Raw genomic sequence first — 23090 nt, forward strand, 5'->3', positions numbered from 1 at the left:
CAATGCCGGGCGTTTTTTCAAGATCAAAAGATCGCAGCCTGCGGCAGCTCCTACATGGGATTGATGTAGGAGCTGCCGAAGGCTGCGATCTTTTGCTTTTAAGCTTTGGCACCACCGAGAGGCGGCAACTTCGCGAGCTTCAGCGCCACCAGCAGCGCAATCAACAACAGCGAACCGATAAACAGGCCGATGCCGTTCCAGCCACCCAAATGCCAGAACACCCCGCCCGCCGTCCCGGCAATGCTCGAGCCGGCGTAATAACTGAACAGATACAGCGACGATGCCTGCCCCTTGGCCGTCAACGCACGCCGACCGATCCAGCTGCTCGCCACCGAATGCGCGGCAAAGAAGCCGAAGGTGAACACCAGCATGCCGACGATCACCAGCAGCAGCGGCGTGAACATCGTCAGCGCCAGCCCGGCGAACATTAGCGCAATGGTTGCCCACAACACTTTGCGCCGCCCCAGTTTATCCGCCAGCGAACCGATCTTCGCCGAGCTGTAGATGCCCGACAGGTAAACCACCGAAAGCAAGCCGACGAACACTTGATCGAGGTTGTACGGCGCCGCCAGCAAGCGATAGCCGATGTAGTTGAACAGCGTGACAAACGCGCCCATCAACACGAACGCTTCAAGAAACAGCAGCGGCAGGCCGGCGTCGCGAAAGTGCATGGTGAAGCCGTCGAGCAGGCTGCGCGGGTGCAGCGAGCGCGGGCGGAAATTGCGCGACTCCGGCAAAATCTTCCAGAACACCGCCGCAGCAATCATTGCCAGCGCACCAATTACCAGCATCGCCGTGTGCCAGCTGACGAAGTCGATCAAGACACCGGTGATCAAGCGTCCGCTCATCCCGCCAATAGCGTTACCGCCGATGTACAAGCCCATCGCCAGGCCGATGTGCTGTGGATGAATTTCTTCGCTGAGATAAGTCATCGCCACAGCGGCCAGACCGCTCAGCGACAATCCGATCAGCGCGCGCATGATCAGTACGCCTTCCCAGCTCGGCATCATTGAACTGGCGATGGTGCACAGCGCTGCCGCGAAGAGCGCGGCGACCATCACCGGTTTACGTCCGATGCGATCGGAAATCGGCCCGGTGATCAGCAGACCGAAGGCGAGCATGCCGGTTGCGACCGAGAGGATCAGGCTGCTCTGCGCCGCATTGATCCGGTATTCGTGGGACAGCAGCGGCATCATCGGTTGCACGCAATAGAGCAGGGCGAACGTCGCAAAGCCGCCGCAGAACAACGCCAACACCGTGCGCATGAACGCCGGTGTGCCTTTTTCGATGTAAATCTCCTGCAGCTCGGCGAAAGCATCGTCGCCGGCAGCGGGCGGGACTTCGTGGGCAAGGGGCGCGACAACAGTTTTCACTTCAGACCTCGGAAAGCACAGCCTGGCAGGCAATGAAAAAAGCATATAGCTGGCTAATGTTTCTATCCAATATATTGTTCGACCTGTTTGATAGCATTTACGACCTAACGGGGTTTTCATGGAATTGCGTCATCTGCGCTACTTCATCGCCGTTGCCGAAGAATTGCATTTCGGCCGCGCCGCGCTGGTGCTGGGCATTTCCCAGCCACCGCTGAGCCAGCAAATTCAGGCGCTGGAACAGGAAGTCGGCGCGCGCTTGTTTGAACGGACCAATCGTCGGGTCGAGCTGAGCGAGGCGGGCAGGTTGTTTCTGCAAGAGGCACGGCTGGTGCTGGCGCAGGTTGATAAAGCGGCGGATGTCGCCCGGCGTGCACAGCTCGGCGAGCTGGGTGAATTGAAAATCGGTTTCACCTCTTCGGCGCCATTCAATTCGACGATTCCACAGGCGATTTTTTCCTTTAGGCAGCGCTTCCCTGCGGTGCACCTGAACCTGCGCGAGATGAGCAGCACCATGGTCGCGGAAGCCTTGGTCGACGAATCAATCGAGGTCGGTATCATGCGCCCGCTGGGGTTGCCGGATTCGTTGAGCGTGGTGGAATTGATGCGCGAGCCATTGGTGGCGGTGCTCAGTTCCAAGCATCCGTTGGCGCAGGACAGTGACGAAGGCCTGTTTCTGTCGGCGCTGGCGCTGGAACCGTTCGTGTTTTTTCCGCGCAGCTATGGCAGTGGTCTCTATGCGCAACTGCTCAGCCTGGCTCGCGACGCCGGCTTCAGCCCGCATTTTGCGCAAGAGGCCGGCGAGGCAATGACCATCATCGGTCTTGTCGCAGCGGGCCTGGGTGTGTCGGTGTTGCCGGCGTCTTATCAACGCATGCGCATCGACGGCGTGGTCTACCGCCCGTTGCTCGACCCGGAAGCGATTTCAGCGGTATGGCTGGTGCAGCGCAAAGACCAGAAATCACCGATGGCCAAGGCGTTTGTCGAACTGCTTACGCGCAAAGTCGAACCTCTGAAAACCTGAAAACAAAAGATCGCAGCCTCCGGCAGCTCCTACACCGATCCCTGTAGGAGCTGCCGAAGGCTGCGATCTTTTGACTTTGCTCTTTAAGGCTGCGGTGAGCCTCTGACAATCTGCCGAACCAGCCATCGCAGAGCCAGGCAGGTGAGCGGCGATGACAAGCCAACCTGTCTGCGAAAGGGCGCCAAACGGCGCCCTGTGTCGTTTCTGGCGGTTACTGAACCTTCGCCAGATCACCTTTCAACGCAACGCCGGCCATGATCGCGCCTGCATGGCATTCATAGGTCTGCGCGTCCTTGCGCTCGTTGCTCTTGTAGAAGCTGACGATGTTGGTCACAGCGTTGGCGCCGGCGCTTTTGGCGGCCTGGTGCAGGCTGATGATTGCTGATTGGGCGACCCACTCGCAGGCGACTTCATCGGATTTGTTGAAGGCGTTGGTTTTTTTGTTGGTCACGGCGCCGGGGCTGACGACGGTGACTTTGCCAGCCGGGGTGTTGCCGGCCAGATAGAATTTCACGCTGCCGTCAATTTTGCCGGAGCGGGTCGCTTCGGCCACGGCTTTGTCGAACGGCAGGTAGACCGCCGTATCGCGGGCCTGGCTGACGGCTGGCAAGGCGCAGAGCAGCAGGGTGACGGCAGCGAGTTTCTTGAGGTGCATGAAGGTCTCCTTGACCTGGATTAATTCGGTTGCGGCCAGCGGCGAAAAATCAACGAAGTGTTGACGCCACCAAAAGCGAAATTGTTGTTCATCACGTATTCATGGTGCATCTGGCGGAATTCACCGCGCAGGTAATCGAGCTTGCCGCAGTGCGGGTCGACTTCGTCGAGGTTGAAGGTGTGCACATACTGATCGCTGTTGAGCATCTCGATGCTGAACCATGACTCCAGCGCACCGCAGGCGCCGAGGGTGTGACCGAGGAAACTCTTCTGCGAGCTGATCGGCATGTGCTCGCCGAACAGGCTGCTGGTGGCCAGCGTTTCGGCGATGTCGCCCTGTTCGGTCGCGGTGCCGTGGCCGTTTACGTAGCCGATGGCGTCCGGCGTCAGGCCGGCATCTTCCAGGGCCAGCTCCATTGCGCGGCGCATGGTCACTTGTTCGGGGCGAGTGGTGTGCTGACCATCGGCGTTGCTGCCGAAGCCGACGATTTCAGCGTGAATGTGCGCGCCACGGGCGAGGGCGTGTTCCAGTTCTTCAAGCACCAGCATGCCGCCACCTTCGCCGATCACCAAGCCATCGCGGCCCTTGTCGTAAGGGCGAGGGCTAGTCTGCGGTGCATCGTTTTTCAGGCTGGTGGCGTACAGCGCATCGAAAACCATGGCTTCGGTCGGGCACAGCTCTTCGGCGCCGCCGGCGAGCATCAGTGGCAGGCGGCCAAACTTGATCGCTTCGTAGGCATAGCCGATGCCCTGGCTGCCGCTGGTGCAGGCGCTGGACGTCGGGATCAGCCGACCGGTAAGGCCGAAGAAAATGCTGATGTTTGCGGCGGTGGTATGCGGCATCATCCGCACGTAGGAGTTGGCGTTGAGGCCCTCGGCCACCGAGTTGAGCAGCATATTGCCGAATGCTTTGATCTCGTCGGTGCTGCCGGTGGAAGAGCCACAGGCGACGCCCATGCGCCCGTCCTTGATCGATTCGTCGCCGAGCAGGCCGGCGTCGGCGAGGGCTTTTTCCGCCGCGCCGACCGCCAGTCGCGAGACCCGGCCCATGCTGCGCAATTGCTTGCGCGTCCAGTGCGCCGGCACGAGAAAATCATCGATGGGTCCGGCCAGACGTGTATTGAGTTCAGTGAAGCGATCCCACTCGTCCATCTGGCGAATGCCGCTGCGGTTGGCCGCGAAGTTGCCGGCAATGGTCTGCCAGTCGCTGCCCAGCGAGGTAATACCGGCCATGCCGGTGACGACGACGCGCTTCATCAGCACAAGCCTCCGTTGACCGCCAGCACCTGGCGGGTGATGTACGAAGCTTCCGCCGACATCAGGAAATTCACCGCAGCCGCTACTTCTTCAGGGGTGCCCATGCGTTGTGCGGGAATCATTTTCATCAGCTCTTCCACCGGCACGTTTTCGTCGAGCATGGCCGTGTCGATCAGACCCGGGGCGACGCAGTTAACGGTGATTTTGCGCTTGCCCAGCTCGATCGCCAATGCCTTTGCCGCACCGATCACGCCGGCCTTCGAAGCGCTGTAATTGACCTGGCCACGGTTGCCGATCAAACCCGAAACGGAAGTGATGCAGACGATGCGCCCGGCGGCACGACGACGGATCATCGGCATCATCACCGGGTGCAAAACGTTGTAAAAACCGTCGAGGTTGGTCCGCAGCACCACGTCCCAATCGTCGTCGCTCAGCGCCGGAAACGCGCCGTCGCGGGTCAACCCGGCGTTGAGCACCACGCCGTAATAGGCGCCGTGGCTTTCGACGTCGGCTTCGAGAATGCGTTTGCAGGTTTCGCGATCGGCGACGTCGAATTGCAGGACGCGCACACGGCGGCCCAACGCTTCGATTTCAGCCTGCACCGCCTGCGCTTCGCTCAAGCCGCTGCGGCAATGCAGGACGATGTCATGCCCGGCTTGCGCCAAACGCAAGGCAATGGCGCGGCCGATGCCACGGCTGGAGCCGGTGACCAGTACGGATTCAGTCATCGTTCGACTCCTTTGTCTGTTGCAGATATTGGTTGGCTTCGGGCGGACGGAATACGTTCAGCCGGGCGCTGGCGTGAATCCCGTCGCCATTGATGTGGCATTCGAATACACCCATGCCATTGTCGTCTTCCAGCGAGCGCAAACCGTGGATGGTCAACGCACTCCCCGCTGGAAAGGCTTCGACATTGCACTCGTATTTGCGCGTGCCGAGCAAAAAGCCCAGCTCTACCGGATTGCCTTTCTGCCGGGCATGGCAACCGGCGAAAGCGGCGACGCTTTGCGCCATCAGCTCGACGCCGACCCACGCCGGCAGGCTGCCGTCGGGCAGGTTGAACAGGCCGTCGGGCTTGACCGTGAGGCGGGTGAAAATCTGCTCATCGTCGAAGCGCTCGATCGCATCGATCAGAATCATGTCGCCGGCATGCGGCAGCAGTTCGGCGAGCGGCCAGTGGCTCATGGGGCGTCTCCGATAATCAGGCTGACGTTATTGCCGCCGAAGGCAAACGAGTTGCTCATCAGGTAGCGCGGTGCAATGGACGTCAGGCGCTCGCTCGCGGTCACCCATTTGAGCGGTGGCAAGGCCGGATCGGCCTGGCCGTCCCAGATATGCGGCGGCAATGCGTGCTGAGGATTCTCTGCACTCAGGCTCAGCCAGCAGAACGCCGCTTCCAGCGCGCCAGCGGCACCGAGGGTATGGCCAGTCAGTGGTTTGGTCGACGAGCAGGCCACGCCATCCGGAAACAGTGTCGCGACCGCGAGACTTTCCATGGCGTCGTTGTGCTGGGTGGCGGTGCCGTGCAGGTTCAGATAGTTGATCTGCGGCGCTCGCAGGTGTGCGCGGCTCAAGGCTTTCTGCATCGCTTGCAGGGCGCCGCGTCCAGTCGGCTCCGGTGCCGAAATATGATGCGCGTCGGAACTCGCGCCCGCACCAAGCAGGGCAATCGCCGGCCCGTCATCCTGCTGTCGGCTCATCATGAACAATACCGCCGCCTCGCCGATGTTGATGCCGTTGCGATTGACCGAGAACGGATTGCAGCGCTCATCGGACACCGCATCGAGCGCGGAAAAACCATTGAGCGTCAGTTTGCACAAACTGTCGACGCCGCCGCACAGCACCGCGTCGCACAGGCCCAGATCAAGCAGGCGTTGGGCGCTCATCAGCGCCCGTGCGCTGGAAGTGCACGCGGTGGAAATGACATAGGCCGGGCCGCTCAGTTGCAGCCATTCAGCAAGAAAATTTGCCGGGGCACCGAGCTCCTGTTGGCGGTAATCGTATTCAGTCGGGAATTGCTGCTCGCGAATGTAATGCGCCAGGCCCCGGCTGGCCTCGTCGATGCCCGAGGTGCTGGTGCCCAGGACCACGCCGATGCGCTCACGACCGTAGGCCTGGATCGCGCGGTCGATATCATCACGGATCTGCAACGCGGCTTCCAGCAGCAGTTGATTGTTGCGACTGCTTTGGTCGACCAGTTCCGCAGGAATCGCTGCCAGCTCGCCGTGCACGGCAGCCACCGGCAATTCACGCTCGGCCACCCAGCCGGCTGTGCGGCGCATGCCCGAACAGTCGCCGGCGAACAGATTGCGCGCGACTTCAGACTTGTCGCGACCCAAAGCGCAGATCACGCCGAGGGCATTGAGGTAAGCGGTCATGGCGTCGATTCACCGAGCTGGGATACGCGATATTGCGGGCCTTGGGGCAGGTTCAATTCGAAGCTCAACGGTTGTGCGTAGCGGACGTCCCAGCGCGCTGGCAGGGCGCGTTGCCCGGCCTGCTGCTGCGCGGTGGGGTAATTGCGCAGCAGCTCGCCCGACGGAGTCAGGGCGAACAGCAGCGCGGCGAACAGCTCCCGGGCTTCCGGGTTCGGCGGCAGCAGGCCATCGGCCTGCCAATGCCCATCGATCAATTGCTGACGCGCCTGGGGAATGCCCAGCGGGTCCATCATCGACCAGCGAATGCCCGGGCCTTCGCGCTGGATCACCAACAGCCAGTCCTGGCGTTGATCGGCTTGCAGGCGCTCAATGTGCAATTGCAGCGGCAGGGGCAGCGTCGGGTTGCCGGCGGGCAATGGCGACTGGCTGGCGCAGGCACTCAACAGAAGCACCAAGCTCACCACAAAAAGTCGCCAAACCGCGGACATTGTGGGAGCTGGCTTGCCAGCGATAGCGTCGGCAGCTCCAGTATTGAGCCTAACTGGTCCACCGCTATCGCTGGCAAGCCAGCTCCCACAGGACTCTATGTGTGCAGATGGAAAGTGGCGCATCAGATAGCACCTGCAAGCGGCTTGCGCGCGACGACATTCACCAGGGTCTCTTCGCGCTCACCGAATGGCTTCGGCTTGCTCAAGCCCAATCGCTCCAGCAGACCAAAATCCTTTGACCGACTCCACCACAGGTACGGGTAGGAAACGTTCTGCTCGGCAAACTCGAAACCCTGGCCACGAATCATTTCCAGATACCCGGCGGCGCTCTTCTGCACGTGCATCGGATGGCGGAACAGCCAGCGAATCACCCAGGTATCAATGTAAGCCTCGGTGGACTCGGCGAACAGCAGATAACCACCCGGTTTCAGCACCCGATAAAACTCGGCGAGTGCTTTTTCCTGCTCGACCAGGTGATGGAAAGTCTGATGGCAGAACAGCAGGTCGACACTGGCGTCCGCAACCTGGAGCGTTGCGCAATCGCTGCCGATCAGTTCGACGTCGAGGCCCAACCGCGCGGCCTCTTCGGCGCTGAGTTGCAGGCTGTGCGGGTCGGCATCGACGCCGATCAAGCGGTGGGGGGCGAACGTCTGGCGCAGATGTGCGAACGACTTGCCCTGACCGCAACCGGCGTCCAGCAGCACCGGGTTTTGCGGCAGCGCATGAGTAAACAATCCGCGTAGATCATTGATCGCCACTCGCAACACATGGTGCTGCCAAGTGTGGCTGCGCAGGAACCAGAAACCGAAGCGGGTTTCCTCGACGTAACTGTCGCTCAGGTAGTTCATGAGGCATCCTGTGCGCAGAGTTCAGAGATCATCTTCAGCCGTCGACGCGCTTCGCTGACAAACGGGTTGCGCTCATTCCAGGCGTAGCCGGCGAGGATCGAGCAGATCATCCGACGAATTTCCGCCTGACCATCCTCATAGAAAATCACGTCCTGAAAAGTGCCGGCGTACCAGCCCTCGACGTAGCAGCGGAAGGTGTCGACGCCACGCTTGAGCGGCTCGGCAAATTCGCTTTGCCAATCGACCGTTTCACCCTGCAACTGACGGTGCAAAACGGCTGCGGCCATGCTTGCCGAACGCATGGCAATGGTCACGCCGGAGGAGAACACCGGGTCGAGAAATTCTGCGGCGTTGCCAAGCAAGGCAAAACCCGGCCCGTGCAGGCTTTTCACGTTGGCCGCGTAACCTCCGAGGGTGCGCGCCGGGGTGTCCCACACGGCATTGTTCAAGACCCCGGCGAGGCTCGGCGTTTCGGCGATGAAGCTGCGCAGGCACGCATCAAGGTCGGCGTCGCGACCGGCGAAATGCGCGGCGGCGGCCACCACGCCGACTGAGCAGCGTCCATTGCTGAACGGGATCGTCCAGAACCACACATCACGGTGCTCTGGATGGGTGGTGACGAGGATTTTTTCGCGGTCGAAGGCCGGGTTGTCGATGTGATCCTCGACATGGGTGAACACCGCCTGACGCACCGGAAAATTCGACGGCGCCTCAAGGTCGAGCAAGCGCGACAGTACGCGGCCATAACCGCTGGCATCAAGGACGAAATCCGCTTCGACGCGGTACTCGCTGTCGTCCTCGCGACGCACATTCAGCTGTGGTTTTGCCCGGTCGAAATCGACGCTGACGATGGCGTCGCCATAACGAATTTCGACACCTTGCAGTGCCGCTTGATCGGCCAGCAGTTTGTCGAAATCGGCGCGCTGCACCTGGAACGTGGTTGGCTTGCCGTCGGTAAAGGTGTCGCTGAAATCGAAAGCGCTGTAGCGCTCGCCCCAGGCGAAAGCCGCGCCAGTCTTGCGCTGGAATCCGGCGGCGTTGACGGCATCAAGCATGCCGGCTTCTTCAACGAAATCCAGGCAATGACTGAGCAGACTCTCACCGATGGAAAAGCGGGGGAAATGCTGGCGTTCGAGCACCAGCACATCGTGGCCCTTGCGCTTGAGCAGGGCAGCAGCGATAGCGCCGGACGGGCCGGCACCGATGATCACGACCTGACGGGATTCCATTTCAACGATTGGCACGCGAGCTCCGGGGCAAAGGGCTATTCAAGTTCAAGGACGCGCTGTGCAGGCCGATCAGGGCGGGCAACAGCGTCGCAGTCAGGCCCATCAACATCAGCGCGAAATACAGCGCCGGAGTGATGAGTTGTTGTTGCAGCAGCAGATTGAGAAAGACGATTTCGCTCAGGCCGCGAATGTTCAGCAGCACGCTTTCGCGCCAGCGGCTGGCGCCTTCGAACGAGGCGCCGGCCCAGCCGAGGCCAAGCCAATTGCCGAGCAGTTTACTGGCAATCGGCAACAGCAACAGCGCGGCCCATTGCCCCCAACCGAGGCTGGCGAGGGCGCTGTGCACATCGATCTGCACGATGCCGAAGGTCAGAATCAGCGGAATCGCGATCCACGTCTGCAATCGGCTCATCCAGCGCGCCGGCAGTGGCAGCACCAGCGGCACCTTGAGCGCAGCCATGCACAGCAGATAGCCGATGCCGAAAATCAGCGCGTTGAGTTTGTAATGCTCGGCCATCACCAACAGTGCGAAGAAACCCAGGCTGTAGGTCAGTGGTCGGCGTACACCGAGCAGGCGCAGCAACAGCGGCGCACAGGCCAATCCCAGCGGCAGCAGCAAACCGCTCAGGTGCAGACTGCCTTGACCGAGGCCGAACAGCGTCCAGCAGGTCAGATCGATGAGGATTGCGGTTTGCACCAGACGCCGGGTGGCGGCGGGCGGATAATCGATGTGCCGCAGGTACAGGTACAGCACGGGAATCGCGGTGATCGCGAACACCAGACCGATGGCCAGCCAACTCAGCCAGGGTTGCGCCGGCAGCAGCCAATACGCGGCCGCCAAGCCACAGGTAAAGGGCACGGCGAAACTCGGGATGGCGATTTTCACGCTTTGGCGATCGAGCTTCAGATCGATGACATCGCTGAGAATATGCCCCAGCAGCAGGGCGAAACTCAGGCTGTAGAGATTTTTCAGCCAGGCGGGCGCAATCAGTGCAGCGCCGCTGAGTTGCCAGCCGGGTTCGATCCAGAAATAAATCAGCAGCGGCAGACCGAAACTCGCCAGCAATAACTGGCTGACAATCGGAATCAATCCAACGCAGCGACCGACGCGGGTGGCCATGGCGAACAGCGCCAAAGCCAACAGCCAGAAGACTGCGACCATCATGCGTTGGGCTCCGCAACGCTGGCGCTGTGGACGTGACGCCCGGCCCATGGCGCGAGGATGAAACTGAACGCCAGGCCGAGGCTCACCGACAGACCGAAGTTGCTCACCGCCGGTGTACTGGAAACCGCGAGCAAGCCGAACGACAGCCACGTTGTCAGCGCGGCGAGCAACGTGCCGAGCAGGCTCACCGCCGCACCTCCGACCTGCTCACGCATGAGGATCGCGTAGTCGACGCTGATCGCAGTCACCAGCAGCAGGCCGAACAGGCTGAACAGGGTCAGCGGCTGACCGAGCCAGCCGAGGCTGGCCAAGCTGCACAGCGCAGCCAGCAGCGGCAGGGCAACGATGCGCAAGGCGCCACCGAAGCCGAACGGCAGGATCAATATCAAGACGATCAAGACGCAGGAGGCGAGCTTCAATTCGGCGGCGCTGACCTGCGTAGCGGCAAACACTTCATTCAGCTCGCCGAGACGATCCACCAGCCGCACCCCCGGCAAATCCAGCGCCTGGATCCGTAACAGGGCGGGGTTGTTCAAGCCTTGCAGGCTGGTAATGGCCGCCACACCCTCTGCGCTCGGCCCCAGCCACAGCGTGCGATACGGCTCGCCAAGCGGCCCGGCCAGTGCGGCGTCGATGTCTTCGGCGGGCAACGTCTGCAGCTGCTGCAATTCGCTTTGCAACGCCGCCAACGGCACGCCGAGATCGAGCAACGGCTGCCACAATGCCGGCAGTTTGTTCAGTGCTTCGCGCACTTGCTGTTGCTGGCTCGGCGGGCTGACCAGTTGATCGAGGGCCAGATAGCCTTGCAGTTTGTCGAGGTTGACCAGTTGCTCAAGGCGCTCGCTCAGCGCGCCTTGGCGCTCCAGCAACTCCTGCTGGTTGGCGCCGCGCACCAGGAAAAACTGGCTGGTGGGCTGATACCCGGTGATCCGTGCGATGGTCTGCGCTTCATCGGTCAGATGTTGCGGGGCGCCGACCCATTGGCGGATGTCATTCTTGCTTTGCAGCTGCATCAGTCCGCCAATGCAGAAGGCGATCAGCAGCGCCAGCAGCACCGGGGTGTGCACGCGTTGGAGCAGTGCTTCGCGCACGCTGATCAAGCGCTCGGCAAGTTTCAGCGGCCATTGCGTCGGACGTAATTCAACGTTATTGAGCAGCGCCGGCAACAGGCACACCGCCGAAAGATAAGCGCCAAGCAAACCGGCGGCCGAGAACACGGCAATTTGCGTCAGCGCCGGGAACGGCGTCCAGGCCAGCGCCAGATAGCCGATGGCGCTGGTGATCAGGCTCAGGGTCAGCCCGGGCAACGTCAGTCGCAGCGCCGGCCAACTGCGCCATGGCCTCAGGCTCCAGCTCTTCGACAGATAGTGCAGCGGATAATCCACCGCGACGCCGATCAGGCTGGAGCCGAGCACCAGTGTCATCACATGCATGTGGCCGAACAGCGCCACGCATGCCACTGCGCCGAACAGCATGCCCACCAGCACCGGCACGAAGGCCAGCAACACACGCCAGCGCCGGAACGCCAATAGCAGCAGCAACAAAATGCCAACGGTGGCGCCGCCGCCGACCCAGGTCATCTCGCGGGTCGCTTGTTGTTGGCCGTTGGCGGCGTACAGCAAGCCACTGGCGGCGAGCAGTTGTACGTCGGATTTCGCCGCCTGCTCGCGACTGTGCTGCAGCAGATCGGCGACTTTCAGCGGCAGATTCATATCGAACGCATCGCCGGTGGTGCGCGCACGCAGCATCACCCAGCTTTTGCCATCAGCGTCGGCGACCAGCGCGCCGCTGCCGATGTCCAGCTGCACCGCGCGGTGTTTCGGCTGGCTGTTCTGGATACGCCCGGTCAGGCCGAGCCAGTCATCCTGACTCGGCACCAGGCTGAAACCGGTGAAAGGATCGAACAGCGCTTGCACCCGCTGCTGAATGAACACGTCGGGGTGTTCGCGGAGCAATTGCCGGTCGTCCGCCGAGAGCATCGCCAAGCGCCCTTGCAGCAATTGCGTGCGCAGCGCCGGCAGATCCGCTTGCAGGTTCCACTGCACCTTTTCGAACAGGCCGCTGGCCTGCCATTGCTCACCGAGTTGCTGCGCCATGGCGACTGCCTGCTGGCGATCGACGTGACCGACCAGCACAAGCATTTCGCGATTGAGCGGCTCCTGCATGCGCTGTTCCGCGCGCAGCTCGAGGGCGTCGGGATTGGTCCCGGGCACCAGCTCCATCAGGTTGGCCGACAGCGGCGAACCGTCGCGCCACTGCCAACCGCCCAGCGCAGCGACGGCCAGCAGCAGGATCAGAAACAGCCAGGGCAGCCTGCGTTCACTCGGCAAAATCATGTTGCTCCGCGTCGCTCAGTGGTTGCCCTGCCGTCCTGTCCTGCATGCGCAGTACCGTGCTGTCGCCCTGGGTTTCCAGCAACTCGATGGTCTGCACCAAGGCGCCGCCGTCAATATTGATCTGGTTGAAGACTTGCTTGAGCAGCATCGAACGCGGGGTCAACGTCAGTTTCCACTGCTGCGCATCGCCACTCAGGGCCAGATCGAAATCGCGCTGCAAGCCGCTGCTGTCGCCTTGCAGCACGGCGAGGAACAAGCGATTTTGCTCGGCCCCGGCGCTCTTGTTTGGCAGGACTTGCCAACCATTGGCGTCACGGCGCGCGATGCCTTTGGCGGTGATGCGATAGTCCTGTTGCAGCGGCGTTTTCAACATCCACAACAGGCCGTGATTTTTCGCCAGGACAAAGCGGCCCTTGCTGATCAGCGGCTGCGGCAGGGCGCGCAGGTGTTTTTCCTGAGTGAACTGGCCGTGAATCACTTCTGGTTTCGCCAGTTGTTCACTGAGTTGTTGCAGGTCGAAAGCGTTGGCCCATGACGACACGGCCAGCAGTACCAGTGCGCCAAGGCTTTTGAAAAACACATTCATCGCAGCATCCTTTCCACGGCATCGGTGAACACTTTTGGTGACGCCAGTTGCATCTCGCGGCTGCTGACTTCAACGGCGACCTGCACCGAGCTGGCGCGGGTCAGGCGTTCGTCGGTTTGCAGGTCGGTGATCAGATAGTTGATCTTCAGACGGTTTTCCCACTCGACCAGACTGGCGCGCACATTCAGCCGTTGGCCGAACACCGCGCCGCGTACATAACGCAGTTGCAAGTCGATGATCGGCCAGGCGTAACCTGACTCGACCATGTGCGTGTAGTTGTGGCCGATCTTGTCGAGCAGCGCGCACCGTGCCACTTCGAGGTATTTGACGTAATGGCCGTGCCAGACCACGTGCATGGTGTCGACGTCGAAAAACGGCACGAGGATTTCCGTATCGGCGTGAAGCACTCCGGCGCTACGCATGCAACCTCCAGTGCTGTGCGGCGATGCGTTGCAGGCACAAACGCAGCTCGCCTTCCAGCGCTCGGTCTTCGATGACCGGCGGGAAGTCTTTGCCGAGTTCTTCGTGCATCGCGGCCAGCGCCGGCGGCAGCGGCCGGGCGTCTTCGGCCTGCGCGCGCAGCCACACGCCTTGGTTGGCCGCGAGCAAGGTGGCGGCGGCGACCTGTTCGGTCAGCTCCAGCACACGGATCGCATCGCGGGCGGCGATGGTGCCCATGCTCACCTTGTCCTGGTTGTGGCACTCGGTGGAGCGCGAGAACACGCTGGCGGGCATGGTGTTTTTCAGCGCTTCGGCGGTCCAGGCGCTGGTGCCGATCTGCACAGCCTTGAAGCCGTGATTGATCATCGCCCGATCCGCCGGGGCGCCGGACAGGTTGCTCGGCAAACCGTGGTTGTAGCGCTCATCGACCAGCAAGGCGAGTTGCCGATCAAGCAGGTCGGCGATGTTGGCGACAAGGTTTTTCAGGCTGTCCATGGCGAACGCAATGTGCCCGCCGTAGAAGTGCCCGCCATGCAAAACGCGCTCGGCTTCGGCGTCGATGATCGGGTTGTCGTTGGCACTGTTCAGTTCGGTTTCGATGAAGCCGCGCAGCCAGTTCAGGCTGTCGGCCAGCACGCCGAGCACATGCGGGGCGCAGCGCAGGGAATAGCGATCCTGCAGACGATGCAGCGGCGCGGTGGGCGCGTCGATCGCCAGATCCTCGCGCAGCCACGCGGCCACCTGCATTTGTCCCGGATGCGGTTTGGCGGCGAACAAGCGCTCGTCGAAATGTTCCGGATTGCCTTGCAGCGCCACCACGTTGAGGGCGGTGATGCGCGTCGCCAGGTGCAGCAGGTAATCGGCGCGGGCGAAGGCTAGGCAGGCGAGGCCGGTCATCACCGCCGTGCCGTTCATCAGCGCCAACGCTTCTTTGGGGCGCAGCACCAGTGGCGTCCAGCCCAGTTCGCGATGCACATCGGCGGCCTGGCGGCGTTCGCCACGGAACATCACTTCACGCTCGCCGGACAGGGTCGCAGCGACGTAAGACAGCGGTGTCAGATCGCCGCTGGCACCGACCGAGCCCTCTTCGGGAATCAGCGGCAGGATGTCGTATTCGAGAAACGCGTGCAGACGTTCGAGCAGTTCCACGCGAACCCCGGAAACGCCGTGGCACAGCGACTGCAAACGCGCCGCCAGCACCGCCCGAGTGGCCTGCGCGTCAAGCAGTTTGCCCAGGCCGCAACCGTGGAATGTATAGAGATGACGCGGCAACGCTTCGACGTGATGCAGCGGCACCGCCACGACGCAGGAATCGCCGTAACCGGTGGTGACGCCGTAGATCACGCCTTCCTTGTCCAGCAACGAATCGAGAAACCGCGCGCCCTTGGCGATACGCTCGCGGTAGTCGGCGTCATCCTGCAATCGCACGAGTGCCTGACGGTTGGCCAGGGCCAGCACGTCTTCGATGCGCAAAGGGCGTTCGCCGAAGGTTACCGGCTCATGAGTTGGCGTCGTCATCGGTCTTCCAGAAAGGGTAAAAGTTGAACCATTGCTGTGGCGCTTCGAGGCAATAGTGACTCAGGCGCTGCGCGTAGCGGGTGGCCCACTGATGAATGACCTGCTCGCGCTCGCGGCGTGTCCAGGTCACGGCGTCGGCGAACGGTTCGAGGTTCAGGCGATAGTGGCCGTCGGGTTGTTTCAGGCACATCAGCAGATTGACCGGGCATTTCAGCAGCCCGGCGAGGAGCCATGGCCCTTGCGGGAACGCTGCCGGGTGGCCGAGAAAATCCACTGTCACACTGCGCCCACCGTGCAGCGGCACGCGGTCGCCGGCAATGGCCAGCCACTCGCCGCGCTCCAGTCGTTCGTGCAGTTGCAGCATGATCACCGGGTCGAGCTCGCTGACCTGAATCAGACGCAGATTGGTGGCACCGGCCTCGCCCAGCAAGCGGTTGAATTGCTCGGCGTGTTTGGTGTGCACCAGCACGTTCATGGTGACCTTTTCGCCGATTTCCGCCAGTGCTCGGCACACTTCAAGATTGCCCAGATGCGCGCCGACCAGCAATTGCCCGCGACTGCCACGCAACTGCTGGCGCAACAGCGCCGGGTCGATGATTTCGATCTGCTCGATGCTCAGTTTGCCGTTCCACACATCGAGCTTGTCCAGCAGCGAATCGGCAAACGTCATGAACTGGCTGAAAACCCGCCAGTGGCTCGGCCGCAAATCGTCACGTTGGCTCCACTCGGCCAGGCGCTGCTGGAATTGCCAGGCACTGCGCCGCGCGGTGCGGCCGAACAGAAAGAAATACAGGACGATGCCATACAGCAACGGGCTAAGCAGGCGTCTGCCCAAGACTTTGGCGGCGAGTGCGGTAAATTTCATCAGCATGAAACTGCCGCGCTCTTCACGGTCGGCCCAATGCTTCTTGTCGATTTCGCTGCTCATGTTCGCCACCGGCGCCAGAGAATGACGGGAAGACGCAGCAGCATGCCGAAGAACAGCCGGGTGTGCATGCTCGAGATCAGCGCGTTGTCGTGGAACAGGCGGAAGTGCGACACGCCATCGAGCGGATAATGCACGCTGGTCTGCAGCCAGCGCATCGGCTGATTGCGCCAGGCCAGACGCACGAGAATGTCCGAATCGAAATCCATGCGTTTGCCGATTTTCGCCGAGTCGATGACTGCCAGCGTCGGGGCCAGCGGATAAACGCGGAAACCGCACATCGAATCGCGAATCTGCAACGACAGCGTGTTGATCCACACCATTACGTGGGTCAGGTACCGCGCGTACAAACGACCCTTGGGCACGCTGTCGTCGAACAGCGGATAACCGCAGATCATCGCCTGTGGATGTGCGCGTGATTGCTCGACGAAACGGGCGACGTCGTGCAAATCGTGCTGGCCATCGGCGTCGACCTGGAGCGCGTGGGTGAACCCCAACCGCGCAGCTTCCCGCAGACCGGTCATGACCGCGCCGCCTTTGCCCTGATTGACGGCCAGGCGCACCAGAAAAACGTTGTCACGCCCGGCGAGGGAGTCGAGCACCCGAGCGCAGGACGGCGCGCTGGCGTCATCCACCAGAATGCACGGCAAGTTCTGGGCGAGCAGCGCATCGACTACGGTGCCGATAGCGGTTTCGTGGTTGTAGACCGGGATCACGGCGCAAGGGTTATGCATGGGCAGTCCCCAAAAGAATCCGGCCACTGGAGCACGTTGCCGTGTCATTGCGATAAGCAAAATACAGTTTGCCGCGCTCTGGATCGAAGCGCAGATGCAACTGGATCTGGTCGCCCGGACGCACCAATTGCTGAAATTTCAATACTTCCATTCCGGCGAACGCACCGGTCAGGTTCAGCAACTGCCGACCAAGATTCAACGCCCATTCCACCTGCACCACACCGGGCAACACCGGCGCCTTGGGAAAGTGGCCGCTGAAGTAGGCCAGATCTGGCGGCACGCTGAGTTGCAGGCTCCATTCGCCGCCGCTCTCGGTTTGCTCCAGCACTTCGGGAGCTTTCGGTCGCGCTGCCGTCAGCAACGCTTCGACGTCGGCTTGCGGCAATTTGCCCTGGCTGTTCAGCGGCAATTGCCGCAACAGACGCCAGCGTCGTGGCAGGGCGAGGGCTTCGCAATGCTGAGCGAGATGCTGGCGCAAGGTCGCGGTCAGGCTGCGCCGGCCATGCTCGCGCAGCGCAAACAGGCCCGCCTCGCTGAGTACCAGCAACACTCCGAGGGACGCACGGTTTTCCTGAACGACGCCCAGACGCGCTTCGGCGACCCAGTCATGCGCCATCAAGGCTTGTTCCAGCATGGGCAGGGAGATGCGTTTTTCTTCCAGTTTGACGATCCGGTCCAGCCGTCCCAGCAGTTCGAACCGACCGTCGGCAGCAATGCGTGCAGCGTCGGCGGTGTGTTCGATATGCCCGGCGGGCAGGTAAGGCGAAGCGATCAGCAGAGCGTCGTCGTTGTCCTGACTCAGTTCCACCCCGGCGAAGGGTTGCCACAGCAATTCGCCCTGACGCCAGGCGATGCCGCCGGTTTCCGAGCTGCCGAGAATTTCCGTCGGCCATTGCTGCAAGCGTTGCTGCAGAGCTTGCGCAGCCTCGGTCGGCAGCGCGCCTCCAGAAGAAAACACCCGGCGCACAGCGCTCAGGGCCGGCCAGTCGAGGTTGTCGCCCATGCGTTTGAGCAGTGCCGGGCTGGCGACCCAGGCGAACGCTGGATGTTCGCGGCTGGCGCGTTGCATATCCTCGGAAAAGGCCAATTGTTTGCGCACGAACGTCCGTCCGGCGCACAACGGCCACAGCACGCGAAACAGCAGACCGTAGATGTGCTGGGTGGCGACGCTGCCAATGATGCAGGCTTGCGCCAGATCGGCACCCCATAGTTGTTCGAGGGCTTCGACTTCATTGGCCAGTTGGCGCAAAGTCTTGTCGATCCGCTTGGGCTCGCCGCTGGAGCCGGAGGTACACAGGCTCAGCTGACATTGATCGAGATCCAGCTCGGCGCCCGACAGTGGCGCCTGCATGAAATCATCCAGATGCGCGTCATCGCGCTGATCGGTCAGCCACCGATCGACTTCGCTCGACCAGCGCTGGCGCGTCTGCGCTTGCAGATCCGAGGGCAGCAACACGCTGACGCCGGCGCGCCAGGCACCGAGCAGGGCGATGGCCAGATCGGCGGCGTCTTCCAGATGCACGGCCAGACGCTTCACGCCTTGGTTCTGCAATCCGGCGGCCACGCTCAACGCCTGCTCGCGCAGTTGCGCATGATCAAGTGCCGGCGCATGGCTGATCGCCCGCGCCGGCAGTGCCTTGAGCAATAGCTGCTCAAGTTTTATCCAATTCATGTACGGCCTCTTACCCGTTGTCGTATCAGCCATTCAATGGCAAACATCAGGCCGATCAATCCGTAGGAGATCAGGCCGGTGTACAACATCCACCAATTCAGCGGCGCCCACAGGGTCAGGAGGGCGGCGCACAAACCGTTGCAAAAGAAAAACACGCTCCAGGCCACCGTGACCTTGCGCGTGTAGCGAATCGCGATATCAGGCAGTTCCGGCTCGCGCAGACGTGCCAAGCGCTCGACCATCGGCGGGCCGAATTTCAGGCTCAGGCTGAACAGCGCGAGCATGAAGGCGCTGATCAGCACCGGGTACCAGCGCAGCAAAAGCGGACTGTCGAACACTGCCAGCAGCAGGCAGAACACGATCGCCACAACGGCCATGGACAAACTGCCGGGTTTGCGCTCGCCGGTCAGTGCCCGCGCCAGCCATAACCCGCCCAGCAGCAGCCCGAACTGCCACGGGGCGAAGTGCTCCATGCCGAAATACACCGCAAAGGGATACAGCAGACCGGCCAGCAGCAGGCCCAGGCCGATCAGTCGGCTCATGCGGCCGGTTGAACCAGACGGAATACCGCGTCGACCACGTCACCGACGGTACGCACCGATTTGAATTCTTCGGCGGCGATTTTCTTGCCGGTCTGGCGTTTGATGTGATCGATCAGGTCCACGGCATCGATGCTGTCGATTTCCAGATCCTGATACAGATTGGCGTCCATGCTTACACGGGCCGGATCCAGTTCGAACAGCTCGACCAGGGCATCGCGCAGGGTGTTGAAAATATCGTCACGAGTTTGCATGGTCCGGTCTCAAGCTGCCTGTTTTGCCGTGACGAACGCCGCAAGGCTCGCCACGTTGGTGAAATGGTTGCGTGTGTCTTTGGCGTCGGCGTCGATCTTGATGCCGTACTTTTTCTGGATCGCCAGCCCCAGCTCCAGCGCGTCGACCGAATCCAGTCCGAGGCCTTCGCCGAACAATGTCTGCTCGTCGCCGATGTCGTCGGGGCTGATGTCTTCGAGGCCGAGGGCGTCGATGATCAGCAGTTTGATGTCACGCATCAGGCTAGCGGTGTTCAGTTCGCTCATCTGCGGCGAGCTCCTTATTGAAATAGTCATGCAAATAATCGTTGAGCTTGCGCGAGGCCTGCGGTGCCGGCCCTTGCGCGGCGAAGGTCTGTGGGTCTATATCGGCCCCGACGCGAAAACTGAAGTGCACGCGGCGATTGGGGATGCGATACCACGGTTCGGCTTTGGTCAAAGTGGTCGGGCTGACCTTGATAATCACCGGTGTGACGATTTTCGCACCGCGCAGGGCAATCGCCGCCGCACCCCGATGAAAGGCCGGCGCCTGGCCGGGCTGGGTGCGGGTGCCTTCGGGAAAGATGATCAGCGTCTGGCCGTCTTGCAACGACTGCGCGGCGGCGTCGAGCATGTCCATGCTGCCGTCGTTGCTGATGTATTCGGTACGACGCAGCGGCCCGCGGGTGAAGGGGTTTTCCCACAGGCTCTGCTTCACCACACAATTGGCGTGGCGCACCAGGCCGATGAGGAACACCACATCAATCAGCGACGGGTGGTTGGCGATGATCATCTGACCCGGTCGGCCGAGGCGTTCGGCACCCTGAATGTCGTAGGTCAGCACGCCGCTGCGGGCCATGAAACGTACGAAAAACCAGAACAACCGACTGACGGTCAGGCGCGCACGCTGGCGATGTCTGAGTGCGTCACCGGGCAGGCAGCCGAGCAGTGGAAACACCAGCAGCCGCAGGCACAGGCCGCCGAGCCCGAACAACGCGAAGCTTGCGGCGGTGGCCAGCAGGCGCCAGTAATAGGCGTCGCGGTGTTTCCTGGTCACAGGCTGCGTTGCCAGGTCCATACGCGATTTTTCCAGGCATGTTGGCAAAGGGATTGCTGGCCAAGCAGGGTGCGCAACAGATTCAGCGCGTGTGGCCAGCGCGCGTTGGACAGTGCTTGCGACGTGCTGTTCAGGGTCAGCCGCCAGTCGGTACCGGAGGTGAGCAAAAGGCCCACGGCGTAGGGGAACGGCACGTCGTCGATCCACTTCGTATAGGCGGCGGGCGGCTGCTCTTCGGTGATGATCAGCAGCACCGCCGGCGCGCCTTCATGCAACAGCGCCGCGGCTTCGAGCATGCCGTGTTCAAGGCCGTCGCCGGCGGCGGCGAGGGCGGTCATTTCGCTGGTTTCACCGCGCATGATCGACCACAGGCCGATGATCGCGTTGTGCACGGAGAGGCTGAACTGGGTCGGCGAGAGCGGCTGCTCAGTCGCCAGATCGCTGAGGATTTCGTACGTGCGCGGCGTTTCGCCATGACGCGAGACAAACACCAGCGGCAGGTTTTCCCGTCCGTCGGCCAACGGCCAGCCGACGCTGAACGCCATCCGTGCCAGACGGCTGAGGCGGCGACGTTGCATGGCCGGTAAAAACGACACATCGGGCGCGGCATCACTGCTCTGGAGCACGACCGGTTGCCGGCTCCAGGCCTGCCAGGCGTCCGCGCTGTCGAGCCCCGGAGCCCACGCGCGCCATTGGGCGATGTTGAAGTTGATCACGAACATTCATCCCGCCCCTGCGGGCTTCCATTGACGCGTTGAATCACCAAAGCCGCGACTGCGTTGTTTATAGGCGTCGCATGGTGCCTGGCGCCGAGTGGCGCGCATTATCCCGGTGCGACGGGCGTGTAGCAAACGTTGGTTACATTTTGTGCAACGAAATGTACCGAGTGGTCCGCGCACTAACTGTCACTTGGCCATTATCCAGATTCTTCAGCGCTTGTCTGTCAGGCATCTCGGCGATCCTGGCTGGCTTTTGCCCTTGTTGTCTGTGGATTTTGCCGTCGAGCGCTGTAGTCCACGTCCGTTGAGGTAGCGAAGCGAGGCTGCACGCATCTACACTCGGTCATTCTTTGATACACGGAGGTTTGGTCATGCGGCGCGTGGTGTTCAATCAGAAAGGTGGCGTAGGTAAATCCAGCATTGCCTGCAATCTCGCGGCGGTCAGCGCCAGCGAGGGTTATCGCACGTTGTTGGTTGACCTCGATGCCCAGGCCAACTCCACTCAGTATCTGACGGGGCTCACCGGCGACGATATCCCGATGGGCATTGCGGATTTTTTCAAACAGACCCTGTCTTCCGGCCCGTTCTCGAAGAAGAATCAGGCGGATATCTACGAAACCCCGTTCGATAACCTGCACATTATTACTGCCACCGCCGAGTTGGCTGATCTACAGCCCAAGCTCGAGGCCAAGCACAAGATCAACAAGCTGCGTAAGTTGCTGGATGAATTGTCCGAAGATTACGACCGGATTTACCTGGATACTCCGCCGGCGCTTAATTTTTATGCGGTTTCGGCGTTGATTGCGGCGGATCGCGTGCTGATCCCCTTCGATTGCGACAGCTTTTCCCGTCAGGCCCTATACGGGCTGATCGCCGAGATCGAAGAACTTAAGGAAGACCACAATGAAGGCCTGGAAGTTGAGGGCATCGTGGTCAACCAGTTTCAGGCGCGGGCCAGTCTGCCGCAGCAGATCCTCGATGAGTTGATCGAGGAAGGCTTGCCGGTGTTGCCGGTGTATCTGAGCAGCTCCGTGCGCATGCGCGAATCGCACCAGGCCAGCATGCCGCTGATCCATCTCGATCCACGACACAAGCTCACCCAGCAGTTTGTCGAACTGCATAACTTGCTCGAAGGCCACTGATCCCTCGAAGAATTTACAATCCCTGTGGGAGCTGGCTAGCCAGCGATAAGGGCAGCAGACTCAGCATCTTTCGTGACTGATCGATCGCAATCGCTGGCAAGCCAGCTCCCACAGGTTTCTGTGCTGTTTCAGATCCCCTGGCTGCGCAGCCACGCCATCAATTGCGGCAACGGAAACGCGCCACTCTGCCGAGCCACTTCCTTGCCGTTCTTGAACAGAATCAGACTCGGAATCGAGCGAATCCCCAACTGCGCCGACAACTGCTGATTCGCCTCGCTGTCGAGCTTGGCCAACCGGCACTTGCCCGCCAACTGCGCCGCGGCCTGTTCGAACACCGGCGCAAACGACTTGCACGGCCCGCACCAGTCCGCCCACACATCCACTAACAGCGGCAGATCGCCTTTGATCTGACTGGCGTAATCGCCTTGCTTGAGCTCGAACGGTTTGCTCAACAACACCGCGGATTTGCAGCGCCCGCATTTGGGTTGGTCAGCCAAGCGCTCGGCTGGGATGCGGTTCAGGCCGTTGCAGGTGGGGCAGGGGATGAGCAGTGGAGTGGTCATGAGCGAAATCCGAAAGAGAGCTGTTAACACCTAGTTGGTGACGTTTGCTCATATTTTCAATCGTGCAGTCTTTTGCGCTGTGCCTAGGCTGAAAACGGCACAGGCGAAGCCGCTTGTCCGTCTACCAGTATCGCAACTTGCGATATCTTGGCGTTGTGATTAACTTCCCAATAGCAGAATGCGATAAGGATGTT

The 23090-nt window shown here is 61.5% G+C and carries 25 protein-coding genes; 2 read left to right on the forward strand and 23 right to left on the reverse strand.

Annotated features, from left to right (window positions below):
• Positions 1-98: 98 nt before the first annotated feature.
• The gene (locus EL257_RS01965; protein WP_126359339.1) at positions 99-1373 is read right to left on the reverse strand and encodes an MFS transporter; all 1275 of its coding nucleotides are present in this window, start codon (positions 1371-1373) and stop codon (positions 99-101) included.
• A 118-nt stretch (positions 1374-1491) separates the two neighbouring features.
• Between EL257_RS01965 and EL257_RS01970 the strand changes: the two genes are divergently transcribed.
• Complete coding sequence (locus EL257_RS01970; RefSeq protein ID WP_126359341.1) at positions 1492-2394, forward strand: LysR family transcriptional regulator; 903 nt, start codon at positions 1492-1494, stop codon at positions 2392-2394.
• Positions 2395-2605: 211 nt separating this feature from the next.
• Here EL257_RS01970 and EL257_RS01975 read toward each other — a convergent pair whose 3' ends face one another.
• The 21 genes from EL257_RS01975 to EL257_RS02075 form a co-directional block, all read right to left on the reverse strand.
• Positions 2606-3049 carry an excinuclease gene (locus tag EL257_RS01975; protein ID WP_126359343.1) on the reverse strand — a complete coding sequence of 148 codons (444 nt, stop codon included), beginning with the start codon at positions 3047-3049 and terminating at the stop codon, positions 2606-2608.
• A 20-nt stretch (positions 3050-3069) separates the two neighbouring features.
• Entirely contained in the window at positions 3070-4305 is a 1236-nt protein-coding gene (locus EL257_RS01980; RefSeq protein ID WP_126359345.1) for a beta-ketoacyl-ACP synthase, read from the reverse strand.
• Positions 4305-5033 carry a 3-oxoacyl-ACP reductase FabG gene (fabG, locus tag EL257_RS01985; RefSeq protein ID WP_126359347.1) on the reverse strand — a complete coding sequence of 243 codons (729 nt, stop codon included), beginning with the start codon at positions 5031-5033 and terminating at the stop codon, positions 4305-4307. The genes EL257_RS01980 and fabG overlap by 1 nt, the downstream gene beginning before the upstream one ends.
• Positions 5026-5490 (reverse strand): hotdog family protein, encoded by a 465-nt coding sequence (locus EL257_RS01990; protein ID WP_126359349.1) that lies wholly within the window; start codon positions 5488-5490, stop codon positions 5026-5028. The genes fabG and EL257_RS01990 overlap by 8 nt, the downstream gene beginning before the upstream one ends.
• Positions 5487-6683, reverse strand: coding sequence for a beta-ketoacyl-[acyl-carrier-protein] synthase family protein (locus EL257_RS01995; RefSeq protein ID WP_126359351.1), 1197 nt, complete (start codon positions 6681-6683; stop codon positions 5487-5489). Before EL257_RS01995 ends, EL257_RS01990 begins: the two co-directional genes overlap by 4 nt.
• Positions 6680-7171 carry a hypothetical protein gene (locus EL257_RS02000; protein WP_126359353.1) on the reverse strand — a complete coding sequence of 164 codons (492 nt, stop codon included), beginning with the start codon at positions 7169-7171 and terminating at the stop codon, positions 6680-6682. Before EL257_RS02000 ends, EL257_RS01995 begins: the two co-directional genes overlap by 4 nt.
• Positions 7172-7293: 122 nt before the next feature.
• A complete protein-coding gene (locus EL257_RS02005; protein WP_126359355.1) occupies positions 7294-8019 on the reverse strand; it encodes a class I SAM-dependent methyltransferase in 726 nt (241 codons plus the stop codon).
• Positions 8016-9263 (reverse strand): NAD(P)/FAD-dependent oxidoreductase, encoded by a 1248-nt coding sequence (locus EL257_RS02010; RefSeq protein ID WP_126359357.1) that lies wholly within the window; start codon positions 9261-9263, stop codon positions 8016-8018. The genes EL257_RS02005 and EL257_RS02010 overlap by 4 nt, the downstream gene beginning before the upstream one ends.
• On the reverse strand, positions 9250-10413 hold the full coding sequence (locus EL257_RS02015) for a sodium:proton antiporter (RefSeq protein WP_126359359.1): 1164 nt from the start codon (positions 10411-10413) through the stop codon (positions 9250-9252). The genes EL257_RS02010 and EL257_RS02015 overlap by 14 nt, the downstream gene beginning before the upstream one ends.
• Positions 10410-12749, reverse strand: a complete 2340-nt coding sequence (locus tag EL257_RS02020) for an MMPL family transporter (protein WP_126359361.1) — start codon at positions 12747-12749, stop codon at positions 10410-10412. The genes EL257_RS02015 and EL257_RS02020 overlap by 4 nt, the downstream gene beginning before the upstream one ends.
• A complete protein-coding gene (locus tag EL257_RS02025) occupies positions 12733-13335 on the reverse strand; it encodes an outer membrane lipoprotein carrier protein LolA (RefSeq protein ID WP_126359363.1) in 603 nt (200 codons plus the stop codon). The genes EL257_RS02020 and EL257_RS02025 overlap by 17 nt, the downstream gene beginning before the upstream one ends.
• Positions 13332-13757, reverse strand: coding sequence for an acyl-CoA thioesterase (locus EL257_RS02030; RefSeq protein WP_126359365.1), 426 nt, complete (start codon positions 13755-13757; stop codon positions 13332-13334). Before EL257_RS02030 ends, EL257_RS02025 begins: the two co-directional genes overlap by 4 nt.
• A complete protein-coding gene (locus EL257_RS02035) occupies positions 13750-15294 on the reverse strand; it encodes an HAL/PAL/TAL family ammonia-lyase (protein ID WP_126359367.1) in 1545 nt (514 codons plus the stop codon). The genes EL257_RS02030 and EL257_RS02035 overlap by 8 nt, the downstream gene beginning before the upstream one ends.
• Positions 15275-16222, reverse strand: coding sequence for a glycosyl transferase (locus tag EL257_RS02040; RefSeq protein WP_126359369.1), 948 nt, complete (start codon positions 16220-16222; stop codon positions 15275-15277). Before EL257_RS02040 ends, EL257_RS02035 begins: the two co-directional genes overlap by 20 nt.
• A complete protein-coding gene (locus tag EL257_RS02045) occupies positions 16219-16953 on the reverse strand; it encodes a glycosyltransferase family 2 protein (protein WP_126359371.1) in 735 nt (244 codons plus the stop codon). The genes EL257_RS02040 and EL257_RS02045 overlap by 4 nt, the downstream gene beginning before the upstream one ends.
• Positions 16946-18625, reverse strand: coding sequence for an acyl-CoA synthetase family protein (locus tag EL257_RS02050; protein WP_126359373.1), 1680 nt, complete (start codon positions 18623-18625; stop codon positions 16946-16948). Before EL257_RS02050 ends, EL257_RS02045 begins: the two co-directional genes overlap by 8 nt.
• Entirely contained in the window at positions 18622-19167 is a 546-nt protein-coding gene (locus tag EL257_RS02055; RefSeq protein ID WP_126359376.1) for a hypothetical protein, read from the reverse strand. Before EL257_RS02055 ends, EL257_RS02050 begins: the two co-directional genes overlap by 4 nt.
• Positions 19164-19418 carry an acyl carrier protein gene (locus EL257_RS02060; RefSeq protein WP_126359378.1) on the reverse strand — a complete coding sequence of 85 codons (255 nt, stop codon included), beginning with the start codon at positions 19416-19418 and terminating at the stop codon, positions 19164-19166. The genes EL257_RS02055 and EL257_RS02060 overlap by 4 nt, the downstream gene beginning before the upstream one ends.
• A 9-nt stretch (positions 19419-19427) precedes the next feature.
• Positions 19428-19703: a phosphopantetheine-binding protein gene (locus EL257_RS02065; protein ID WP_126359380.1), complete on the reverse strand. Its 276-nt coding sequence runs from the start codon at positions 19701-19703 to the stop codon at positions 19428-19430.
• Positions 19681-20493 carry a lysophospholipid acyltransferase family protein gene (locus EL257_RS02070; RefSeq protein WP_126359382.1) on the reverse strand — a complete coding sequence of 271 codons (813 nt, stop codon included), beginning with the start codon at positions 20491-20493 and terminating at the stop codon, positions 19681-19683. The genes EL257_RS02065 and EL257_RS02070 overlap by 23 nt, the downstream gene beginning before the upstream one ends.
• Complete coding sequence (locus EL257_RS02075; protein ID WP_126359384.1) at positions 20469-21194, reverse strand: beta-ketoacyl synthase chain length factor; 726 nt, start codon at positions 21192-21194, stop codon at positions 20469-20471. The genes EL257_RS02070 and EL257_RS02075 overlap by 25 nt, the downstream gene beginning before the upstream one ends.
• A 368-nt stretch (positions 21195-21562) precedes the next feature.
• Between EL257_RS02075 and EL257_RS02080 the strand changes: the two genes are divergently transcribed.
• The gene (locus EL257_RS02080) at positions 21563-22333 is read left to right on the forward strand and encodes a ParA family protein (RefSeq protein WP_126359386.1); all 771 of its coding nucleotides are present in this window, start codon (positions 21563-21565) and stop codon (positions 22331-22333) included.
• A 128-nt stretch (positions 22334-22461) separates the two neighbouring features.
• Here the strand turns inward: EL257_RS02080 and trxC are convergent, their stop codons facing one another.
• Positions 22462-22896: a thioredoxin TrxC gene (gene trxC, locus EL257_RS02085; protein ID WP_126359388.1), complete on the reverse strand. Its 435-nt coding sequence runs from the start codon at positions 22894-22896 to the stop codon at positions 22462-22464.
• Between the last annotated feature and the right edge of the window lie 194 nt (positions 22897-23090).

The sequence above is a fragment of the Pseudomonas fluorescens genome (genome assembly GCF_900636825.1).
GTDB classification, from domain to species: domain Bacteria; phylum Pseudomonadota; class Gammaproteobacteria; order Pseudomonadales; family Pseudomonadaceae; genus Aquipseudomonas; species Aquipseudomonas fluorescens_BG.

Excerpts from the sequence above, each read along its gene's own strand:
- EL257_RS01970 (WP_126359341.1), top strand. The coding sequence starts at position 1,492 with ATGGAATTGCGTCATCTGCGCTACTTCATCGCCGTTGCCGAAGAATTG.
- EL257_RS01995 (WP_126359351.1), bottom strand. The coding sequence starts at position 6,683 with ATGACCGCTTACCTCAATGCCCTCGGCGTGATCTGCGCTTTGGGTCGC.
- EL257_RS01975 (WP_126359343.1), bottom strand. The coding sequence starts at position 3,049 with ATGCACCTCAAGAAACTCGCTGCCGTCACCCTGCTGCTCTGCGCCTTG.
- EL257_RS02070 (WP_126359382.1), bottom strand. The coding sequence starts at position 20,493 with ATGGACCTGGCAACGCAGCCTGTGACCAGGAAACACCGCGACGCCTAT.
- EL257_RS01980 (WP_126359345.1), bottom strand. The coding sequence starts at position 4,305 with ATGAAGCGCGTCGTCGTCACCGGCATGGCCGGTATTACCTCGCTGGGC.
- EL257_RS01990 (WP_126359349.1), bottom strand. The coding sequence starts at position 5,490 with ATGAGCCACTGGCCGCTCGCCGAACTGCTGCCGCATGCCGGCGACATG.
- EL257_RS02050 (WP_126359373.1), bottom strand. The coding sequence starts at position 18,625 with ATGAATTGGATAAAACTTGAGCAGCTATTGCTCAAGGCACTGCCGGCG.
- EL257_RS02035 (WP_126359367.1), bottom strand. The coding sequence starts at position 15,294 with ATGACGACGCCAACTCATGAGCCGGTAACCTTCGGCGAACGCCCTTTG.
- EL257_RS02075 (WP_126359384.1), bottom strand. The coding sequence starts at position 21,194 with ATGTTCGTGATCAACTTCAACATCGCCCAATGGCGCGCGTGGGCTCCG.
- trxC (WP_126359388.1), bottom strand. The coding sequence starts at position 22,896 with ATGACCACTCCACTGCTCATCCCCTGCCCCACCTGCAACGGCCTGAAC.
- EL257_RS02025 (WP_126359363.1), bottom strand. The coding sequence starts at position 13,335 with ATGAATGTGTTTTTCAAAAGCCTTGGCGCACTGGTACTGCTGGCCGTG.
- EL257_RS02055 (WP_126359376.1), bottom strand. The coding sequence starts at position 19,167 with ATGAGCCGACTGATCGGCCTGGGCCTGCTGCTGGCCGGTCTGCTGTAT.
- EL257_RS02080 (WP_126359386.1), top strand. The coding sequence starts at position 21,563 with ATGCGGCGCGTGGTGTTCAATCAGAAAGGTGGCGTAGGTAAATCCAGC.
- EL257_RS02000 (WP_126359353.1), bottom strand. The coding sequence starts at position 7,171 with ATGTCCGCGGTTTGGCGACTTTTTGTGGTGAGCTTGGTGCTTCTGTTG.
- EL257_RS02015 (WP_126359359.1), bottom strand. The coding sequence starts at position 10,413 with ATGATGGTCGCAGTCTTCTGGCTGTTGGCTTTGGCGCTGTTCGCCATG.
- EL257_RS02030 (WP_126359365.1), bottom strand. The coding sequence starts at position 13,757 with ATGCGTAGCGCCGGAGTGCTTCACGCCGATACGGAAATCCTCGTGCCG.
- EL257_RS02040 (WP_126359369.1), bottom strand. The coding sequence starts at position 16,222 with ATGAGCAGCGAAATCGACAAGAAGCATTGGGCCGACCGTGAAGAGCGC.
- EL257_RS02020 (WP_126359361.1), bottom strand. The coding sequence starts at position 12,749 with ATGATTTTGCCGAGTGAACGCAGGCTGCCCTGGCTGTTTCTGATCCTG.
- EL257_RS02065 (WP_126359380.1), bottom strand. The coding sequence starts at position 19,703 with ATGAGCGAACTGAACACCGCTAGCCTGATGCGTGACATCAAACTGCTG.
- EL257_RS02045 (WP_126359371.1), bottom strand. The coding sequence starts at position 16,953 with ATGCATAACCCTTGCGCCGTGATCCCGGTCTACAACCACGAAACCGCT.
- EL257_RS02005 (WP_126359355.1), bottom strand. The coding sequence starts at position 8,019 with ATGAACTACCTGAGCGACAGTTACGTCGAGGAAACCCGCTTCGGTTTC.
- EL257_RS02060 (WP_126359378.1), bottom strand. The coding sequence starts at position 19,418 with ATGCAAACTCGTGACGATATTTTCAACACCCTGCGCGATGCCCTGGTC.
- fabG (WP_126359347.1), bottom strand. The coding sequence starts at position 5,033 with ATGACTGAATCCGTACTGGTCACCGGCTCCAGCCGTGGCATCGGCCGC.